Here is an 8,295-nt window from a genome sequence, read left to right on the forward strand (position 1 = left end):
TGGTTTAAAAACCGGCAGTACCTTATTCATGAAAAGTGATTCTTTATTTTTTAAAAAGAAGTATATGTTTGCGGCTGAAGCGTTCTTTGTCCGTTATGGTGCAATTGCCCTGATCATGGCCAGATTCCTGCCAATTATCCGCACGTTTGCTCCTATTTTCGCTGGTATTATCCGTTATCCATTCGGAAAATTTGTCTTGTACAATCTAATTGGCGGCACGTTATGGGTTGTTACTCTGGTCTATGGAGGATATTTATTAGGCCGCATATTCCCTTCTTCAAAGGATTACCTTGAACAAATCATCATAGGCATAGTTATTATAACCTGGATACCCGTTGTTGTAACATATATTAAAGAGCGGAAAAGGGCAAAAGAGAATCCGGTAAATAATTCACAATCTTAACATTATACACAATCTGTGATTTATTTCTTAATAAAGCATGGAAGGAAGGAAATATTAGAGTATAATTGTAATTGATTGAATAGTCAAGGTATTATTATTTATGAACAATGAAGCTTCATTTTGGATAATTTTTAATGTATGTATCTTAACACTACTTATATTAGACTTATTCGTATTTAATAAAGGAAATAAGGTTGTAACCACTAAATCTGCGTTAAAGTGGAGCGCTTTTTGGGTCGGGCTGGCATTGGCATTTAACGTTTTTGTATATTTTTGGAAAGGCCAGGAAGCCGCTGAACTATTTTTCACAGGCTATATCATTGAAGAGTCCTTAAGCGTTGACAACCTTTTTGTGTTTATGCTTATTTTCAGCTATTTCCGCGTTCCTGCGGAATATCAACGCAAAGTTCTGTTCTGGGGAATCATTGGAGCATTAGTATTAAGAGGCTTATTCATTATTGTCGGTATTGAACTCATTGAACACTTTGATTGGCTGCTTTACATTTTAGGAGTATTCCTGATCTATACAGGTGTAAAAATGCTCTTTTCAAGTGATGATGATGAGATTGATCCGGAAAATAACATCATCCTTAAATTAACAAACAAACTGATCCGTGTTACCAAAAACTACGAGGGTGACAAATTCTTTGTCCGTAAGGAAGGTATTCTTTATGCAACGCCATTGTTTATTGTTGTATTAATTGTTGAAAGTACCGACGTGGTTTTTGCCGTGGATTCAATTCCGACTATCTTAGGAATTACAACAGATACATTTATTGTATATACATCAAATGTATTTGCTTTACTTGGTTTGAGATCCTTGTATTTCGCACTATCAAGTGTTATTAAGCTGTTCCATTATATCAACTATGGTTTAGCGGTAATTCTATCGTTTGTAGGATTTAAATTATTGATTCATGCCTGGTATCCTATTCCACACAAATTTGCTTTAAGCTTTGTGGTATTGGCGTTGGGCTTGTCGATCCTGGCATCCTGGTTGTTTCCTAAGACAGAAAACGAAGAGCTGGACTTTTAAATCATATACATTATAATAAAAAAGGCTCATCAATCAGATGAGCCTTTTTTATTATTAATCATTTTTTCATTGCTGGTATATCTGTTGCAATACTTTCTCCAATATCTTCTGAACACTCCATGTTTTTGCATCATGTTTATTCACCAGTAGAGATACAGCATATTGTGTTCCTGAAAGACTTTGTACATAGCCGCTATAGCAAACCGTACCGCTCATGGTACCGCTCTTAACACGGACCTTTCCGCCTGTTTCTTTACAGATATGAGACACTGTACCATCTTTACCTGCAACCGGAATACAAGACATAAGATTGAGGTTAGAAGATTGCTTACTTAATAGCAGTGTCAGTTGATTAGGTGAAATTGAGTTAAACGGAGACATACCTGATCCGTCTTTAAGAATCAAACCGGTAGTATCAATCCCCTGGCGCGATAAGTATTTTTTAACTTCGCTTGTACCAGCAGCAACAGAACCTATTCCGCGCATTTTAAAACCTATTTCCTTCAACATACATTCCGCATAAAGATTATTGCTGACAAGGTTTGTATAGATTGCTATTTCCTTAAGCGTTGGGGATTGATACTCGATTAAGGTATTCCATTGACTAGTGCTTACTATTGTTTCACCAGGCTTTAACATTTTATAATCACCCGACCATTTTATTCCCTGTAATTTCATTTCTTCCACAAACAATTGAGCAAATAAATCTGATGGATTGGGAATACTCCCCTTCACTGTATATGGCTTCCCTATTGGCACGGAGCCTTGTGCATAGATTTGCGGATTGTAAGGTGAAGAATAAAAAATTGTTTGATCTCCAGAACCTGCCGCACCTGTATAAATCGTATTATTGTATTTCCAGGATGTATCCTTAGGTGAAATAGAGACTACTGAAACAGGGTCGCCAATCTTCACACCGGGATTTAAGGTAATGTTATATTGGTTTTCATTTATATTAAATCCAAAACTTCCTGCTCCATAATAATTCCCGATATCTCCCCAGGTATAATCGTTAGGGACGGCATTGTATTCAAAGTGTGCGGCATCAATAATAAAAGTTCCATTAAACTCTTTTATACCTTTTGATTTAAGTACTGCCACCCAATTCTGAATAAGCGTTTGATAACTTGTAACATTTGTCATTTTGTTTGAACCCAGCGTAGGATCTCCACTACCTTTTAATAACAAGATACCCGTCAACTCCCCTCCAGCCGTTATAGTACCTGAATGATTTACTTTAGTAATAAAACGATACTCCGGCCCTAACAGTGCCAGCGCCGCCGATGTTGTTACAAGCTTAAGATTTGAAGCAGGTGTAAAAGATTTATTTCCATTCTGTTCAAAGACAATTTTATTGGTTTGATTATTACGGATTGAAACACCAATCTGAGCCGTTTTAAGTGCGCTATCAGCTAATATCGCCTGTACCTTCGTACCTAGCTCCGATTGTGCATTAGTCTTAACAGCAAACAAAAGAATAAAAAAACTCAAAAGGATTTTTTTAACAGGTAGCATGTAATAATAATATATTGAAATGTTAAAGGATTTCTTTGAATGTATTGCCCTTTGAGATATCTCCGGTTTCAAATCCACGCTTGAACCAATAAACACGCTGCTCAGAGCTTCCATGGGTAAAGCCATCAGGTTGGACATAGCCCCGGGCAAGCTTTTGCAAATGATCATCTCCAACTGCACTTGCAGCACTCAATGCTTCTTCAATATCGCCAGGCTCCAGCACATTATTCATTTCCTGATTATAATGCGCCCAGACTCCGGCGTAAAAATCTGCCTGCAATTCCAATGCTACCGATAGCTTATTGGATTCAACTTCGTTGACACGCTGCCTCTCATTGTAAATTTTTTCAGATGTGCCCAACAGATTTTGTACGTGATGTCCTACTTCGTGCGCGATTACATACGCAATAGCAAAATCGCCACCTTCAGCACCATACTTATTTTTCAATTCATCAAAAAAGTCAAGATCCATATATACTTTCTGATCTGCCGGACAATAGAACGGACCTATGGAAGAACTGGCATTACCACAAGCCGACTCTGTTGAAGTCCTGAACAGGACAAGTTTAGGTTCAACATACACTTTGCCATTTTCTTCAAAGATCTTCTTCCATACATCTTCATTATCTGCTAAAATTACAGAAACCATATCTCCCATCTCTTTGTCAGCGGCACTCAATGGCTGCTCAGTTGAGGGTTGTTGAGTTTGCTGCTGCAATTGACTTAATACTTCTGCACTGTCTCCTCCCAGAAATAATTGAACCAGTAAAAAAACCACGCCAACCACTCCGCCGCCCATTGCAATTGTGCCGCCTGAAAAGCCTCTGCGATCTTCTACATTATCGCTGCCTCGTCTGCCTTGCCATTTCATAATATTAAAAGTTTAAATGTTTGAATAAACGCTTTAATTAAATTTACAGCAAATAGATTGCTTCTCAAAACCTGATAAAACAAAAAGGTCACGCTTAATGCGTGACCTTTTTGTTTTATCAATAATATGTAAATTTTATTTTTCTGTATAGTTTGCTTTTTTGATCATCTCTTCAAAATAAAGAATAGACCAAACGATATTTGTTTTTTCTGAATAAGGAATAACATCATCAAGTGTTTCATTTAAAGATCTGATAAAATCTTCTCTGTTTTTTGCTTCTTTGTCTAAGTGAGCAATATTGATTTCAGTTTCAGGAATTGACATATCCTTGAAGGTCGCTCCCGGTTCAGGGTGCAGCGATAAGAATGGTAATGTTTCAATCAAATAAGCTAATCTTGATTTATAAATATCAATCAATTCCAGTTTCTGCATTTTATCCAATTCACCTTTTGTATAGAATTTTGTAATCTTAGGAATTTTAACGAATGCATGTGCTGTATCATTACCAATCTTAGTAAAAGCTGGTTCTTTAACGTTTTCGTTTGTAAAACTTAACAAAGCAAACATGCTTACCAATCCCAGTACAAATACAATGAATAGCTTTAGAATATTATTTTTCATATAATTAATTAAATTTTAATCAGATAATGAGGTTACAAGTTACGCAATATTTCGATTCCATGGATTAGGGGTGTTTATTTAATACTATCAAGTTATCCACAGACACTATTCAAATTTATATATAAATATTTAATTTTCAAATATTTATATTATCTATAAAAAGATCATGCCCTTTTGGCTGTAACATTTTAAAAACGAATTCGTTGAAAGCTTTCACAATCAGAATTTCTCCATTGATTTTTAGTTTGTTTCCTGCACACACCTCGCTTTTTATCCTTTTTAACTGGTAAGAAATATAAGACACTTCAAAAATTATTTCCTTCTAAAATCAGTATCTTTACAGCCTTAAATTAGTTTACATGATCTCAATAGATGGGCTAGCCGTAGCATTCAGCGGCAATACGTTGTTCAGTGACGTTACCTTTAACATAAATGATAATGACCGCATCGCTTTGATGGGCAAAAACGGTGCAGGGAAATCAACCATGCTAAAAATTATTGCAGGCGTTGATAAACCAACACGCGGAAAAGTTACTGCCCCTAATGGTGCCGTTATTGCTTATTTGCCTCAGCATTTACTGGTTAAAGATGATAGCAATGTATTTGAAGAAACATCGAAAGCATTTTCAACAGTACTTGCGTTGAAAAAAGAAATTGATGAATTGAATCATCAATTGGAAACACGCACAGATTATGAGTCTGATGAATACATGAAAATCATTGAACGTGTATCAGAAGCAAGTGAACAATATTATTCTATTGAAGAAGTTAATTTTGATGCTGAAGTTGAAAAAACTTTATTAGGTCTCGGCTTTCTCCGTGAAGATTTTACACGCCCATGCTCCGAATTCAGCGGTGGCTGGAGAATGCGCATTGAACTTGCAAAGATTCTGTTGCAAAAACCTGATTTGATTTTGCTGGATGAGCCTACTAACCATTTGGATATTGAATCCATACAATGGCTGGAAGACTTTTTAGTAAATAATGCAAAAGCTGTAATGGTCATTTCGCACGATAAAGCTTTTGTTGACAATATCACCAATCGTACGATTGAAGTTACCATGGGTAGAATTTACGATTATAAAGTAAACTATTCTCATTACTTAGAACTTAGAAAAGAACGTCGTCAGCACCAGCAGAAAGCATTTGATGAACAGCAGCGTTTTATTGCTGATACAACAGAATTCATCGAACGTTTTAAAGGAACTTACTCAAAAACCCTTCAGGTACAATCACGCGTTAAAATGCTGGAAAAGCTTGAACCTATTGAAGTAGATGAGGTAGACACATCAGCCCTGAGCCTTAAGTTTCCTCCTGCGCCACGCTCTGGAAACTACCCGCTTATTGTTACAGATCTGACAAAAAAATACGGTGACCACATTGTATTCCAGAATGCCTCTATGACAATCGAACGCGGTGAAAAAGTTGCCTTCGTTGGCAAAAATGGTGAAGGTAAATCAACGCTGATCAAGGCAATCATGAACCAGATTGATTATGAAGGCGGACTTGAATTGGGGCACAACAGTATGATCGGTTATTTCGCACAGAATCAAGCTTCCCTGCTTGATGAAGATTTAACCGTATTCCAAACCATCGATACTATTGCTGTTGGTGATATCCGTACTAAAATCAGAGATATTCTGGGAGCCTTTATGTTTGGCGGAGATGCTTCAGCAAAAAAAGTAAAAGTTTTGTCAGGAGGAGAAAAAACGCGTTTGGCAATGATCAAACTATTGCTGGAACCTGTCAATCTGTTGATTCTGGATGAACCGACAAACCATTTAGACATCAAAACAAAAGATATCTTAAAAGAAGCATTGGTGGCGTTTGACGGAACAATTATCCTGGTCTCACACGACAGGGATTTCTTAAACGGATTAGCAACCAAAGTTTTCGAATTCGGCAACAAGCGGATAAAGGAACATTTTGAAGATATCAATGGTTTCCTAAGAAATAAGAAAATGGACAGCCTAAAAGATATTGAACGAAAAGTTAAATAAAAGAACTAATCGCCACTTCTTAAGAAGTGGCGGTTTTTTAACTAATTTTTCACCGCTTAATCCTTATACTAACTTATACGTATATACGTTAGTAAATTATATCAGCCTCGATTATTAATATGATAAAAGCGATCTGTATAAGTATTTTATTATTTTTTTCACTGACTGGCTTCAGTCAAACAGATACTATTATCAGCAAAACACAAAAAATTTCGTGTGTTTCAGTTAAGATAAAAGAAGACTCTGTTTATTATAAATTAGTTGACGGTACTGCCACACTTGCTATATCCAAAAATGATGTAGAAAAGATCATTTATAAAAACGTCAAATTCTTTACAGTAAAACCTACATATTTTTTAAAAGTAATCGAAGGTGTATCAAACTTTGATGATATTATCATCACCCATAATCCAAGAGATGTTGAAGGTTTCACCAAAATAGGTTCCATTCGTAGCAAATACCAACATGTAAGCAAAGACAGACATGCAAAATCATTGGAAAGGCCTTACCGCATATTAAAGATGCAGGCGGCATTAAAGGGAGCGAACATCATATTGGTACCTCAACAAAAAGGGCTCGCAGTGACTGAAGATGCTGATACAACCGTAACTCAATTATATGGCACAGCCTATTGCAGCAACCTACCTACGCAGGAAGCATTTGAAAAAGTAGTAGCAGAAAAAAATGATTTTTCTTCAACAATTCAGTGGTATATGCATCAGGGAAGAACAGATGTATATCAGCTGTATTTTAATGGTCAATTTCATATTAACAATACTTATACTGAAAACGGGCTGGTTTATATAGAAGGTGAGTTAAAAAGCTTCCCCCGTGTTACAACCTTCCAATTAATTTCACTTACAAACAGAGCATTCTATTTGTTTTTTGAATTGGATGGAACTCAATACAACGTTAAGATTGATTTATAAAATCATATTAATTTTCAAACAATAAAAAAGTCCCGTCCGATAGCTATCGGACGGGACTTTTTTATGATCGGTTTTATCTATTATCTCGCGATATAGAATTTATAATGTTCGCCTTCCGGAGTCTGTATCAGATACAGCCCATTTTCCAGAGTACCTGTTTCAATGGAGGAAACATTCCTGAAGACAAATACCAGGGATCCTTTCGCATCGTAAACAGATCCTGTAATTGTTTCTGAAAAATATAGCGTTGTCTGTTTTACAGGGTTCGGATATAACACGAAGATTTTCTTTCCTGTTTTACTGTCAACACCTGTCGGTGCACAGCTTTCTTCTGTAAATCCGCAACCACATAAGCCAGGTTCTGTTTTATCCGGATCTTCCGTACACAAATCACCTGCAACTGATACATAGCCGACAGGTTGTGTACAAGATGAAATGACAGTTTGCGCATCACCCGTTCCATCACCATCAATATCTGCATACCAGGTAACTGAACTAACTACTGTAAGTGCTGTATTTTCAGACGTATTTTTGCAATCTTCTGTACTTGTTACTTCAACAGTATAATTACCTGCAGAAGATGCTGTATATGTGTCGCTCGTTGCTCCTGCAATTGCAGTGTTTGATTCAAACCATTGGTAAGATTTTCCCGGACTTGATGAAAGAATTACAGAATTACCTGAGCAGAATGATGTTGAAGCAGTTGTAATGGTTGCTGTTGGCAATGCATTTTCTGTAATTAAGAGAGGATCTGAAGCCTTTTTACAACCATCACTATTAGTTACTTCTACAATATAGGAGCCGCCTACATTTGCCGTATATGCAGATGCTGTTGCGCCGTTTATCTCGGTTGTTCCCTTAAACCATTTATATGCAGTACCTGCTATTGAGGTTAATGTAACGCTACTACCGGAACAGAA

The 8,295-nt window shown here is 36.6% G+C and carries 8 protein-coding genes; 4 read left to right on the top strand and 4 right to left on the bottom strand.

The features are described 5' to 3' along the window. Positions 1–403: DedA family protein (locus ACTHJT_RS08835; RefSeq protein WP_440237660.1), on the top strand; the 403-nt coding region annotated here is incomplete at its 5' end. A 100-nt stretch (positions 404–503) separates the two neighbouring features. Then, positions 504–1,439: a TerC family protein gene (locus ACTHJT_RS08840; protein ID WP_440237661.1), complete on the top strand. Its 936-nt coding sequence runs from the start codon at positions 504–506 to the stop codon at positions 1,437–1,439. A gap of 66 nt (positions 1,440–1,505) precedes the next feature. Here ACTHJT_RS08840 and dacB read toward each other — a convergent pair whose 3' ends face one another. The 3 genes from dacB to ACTHJT_RS08855 form a co-directional block, all read right to left on the bottom strand. Next, positions 1,506–2,930, bottom strand: a complete 1,425-nt coding sequence (gene dacB / locus ACTHJT_RS08845; RefSeq protein ID WP_440237662.1) for a D-alanyl-D-alanine carboxypeptidase/D-alanyl-D-alanine endopeptidase — start codon at positions 2,928–2,930, stop codon at positions 1,506–1,508. Between the two features lie 46 nt (positions 2,931–2,976). Next, positions 2,977–3,825: a KPN_02809 family neutral zinc metallopeptidase gene (ypfJ, locus tag ACTHJT_RS08850; protein ID WP_440237663.1), complete on the bottom strand. Its 849-nt coding sequence runs from the start codon at positions 3,823–3,825 to the stop codon at positions 2,977–2,979. 135 nt (positions 3,826–3,960) lie between these two features. Further along, positions 3,961–4,446, bottom strand: coding sequence for a hypothetical protein (locus ACTHJT_RS08855; protein ID WP_440237664.1), 486 nt, complete (start codon positions 4,444–4,446; stop codon positions 3,961–3,963). Between the two features lie 359 nt (positions 4,447–4,805). On the opposite strand from ACTHJT_RS08855, the gene ACTHJT_RS08860 reads away from it, so the two are divergent. Further along, the gene (locus ACTHJT_RS08860) at positions 4,806–6,446 is read left to right on the top strand and encodes an ABC-F family ATP-binding cassette domain-containing protein (protein WP_440237665.1); all 1,641 of its coding nucleotides are present in this window, start codon (positions 4,806–4,808) and stop codon (positions 6,444–6,446) included. A gap of 119 nt (positions 6,447–6,565) precedes the next feature. Further along, positions 6,566–7,375, top strand: a complete 810-nt coding sequence (locus tag ACTHJT_RS08865; RefSeq protein ID WP_440237666.1) for a hypothetical protein — start codon at positions 6,566–6,568, stop codon at positions 7,373–7,375. Between the two features lie 80 nt (positions 7,376–7,455). Here the strand turns inward: ACTHJT_RS08865 and ACTHJT_RS08870 are convergent. Continuing rightward, positions 7,456–8,295 (bottom strand): T9SS type A sorting domain-containing protein (locus tag ACTHJT_RS08870; protein ID WP_440237667.1); only part of this gene is annotated, 840 nt, incomplete at its 5' end.

Source organism: Cytophaga sp. (assembly GCF_051961495.1).
Taxonomy (GTDB): domain Bacteria; phylum Bacteroidota; class Bacteroidia; order Cytophagales; family Cytophagaceae; genus Cytophaga.

Bases quoted from the DNA above. Each gene is read 5' to 3' on its own strand.
- ACTHJT_RS08840 (WP_440237661.1), top strand. From the start codon at position 504: ATGAACAATGAAGCTTCATTTTGGATAATTTTTAATGTATGTATCTTA.
- ypfJ (WP_440237663.1), bottom strand. From the start codon at position 3,825: ATGAAATGGCAAGGCAGACGAGGCAGCGATAATGTAGAAGATCGCAGA.
- ACTHJT_RS08855 (WP_440237664.1), bottom strand. From the start codon at position 4,446: ATGAAAAATAATATTCTAAAGCTATTCATTGTATTTGTACTGGGATTG.
- ACTHJT_RS08860 (WP_440237665.1), top strand. From the start codon at position 4,806: ATGATCTCAATAGATGGGCTAGCCGTAGCATTCAGCGGCAATACGTTG.
- ACTHJT_RS08865 (WP_440237666.1), top strand. From the start codon at position 6,566: ATGATAAAAGCGATCTGTATAAGTATTTTATTATTTTTTTCACTGACT.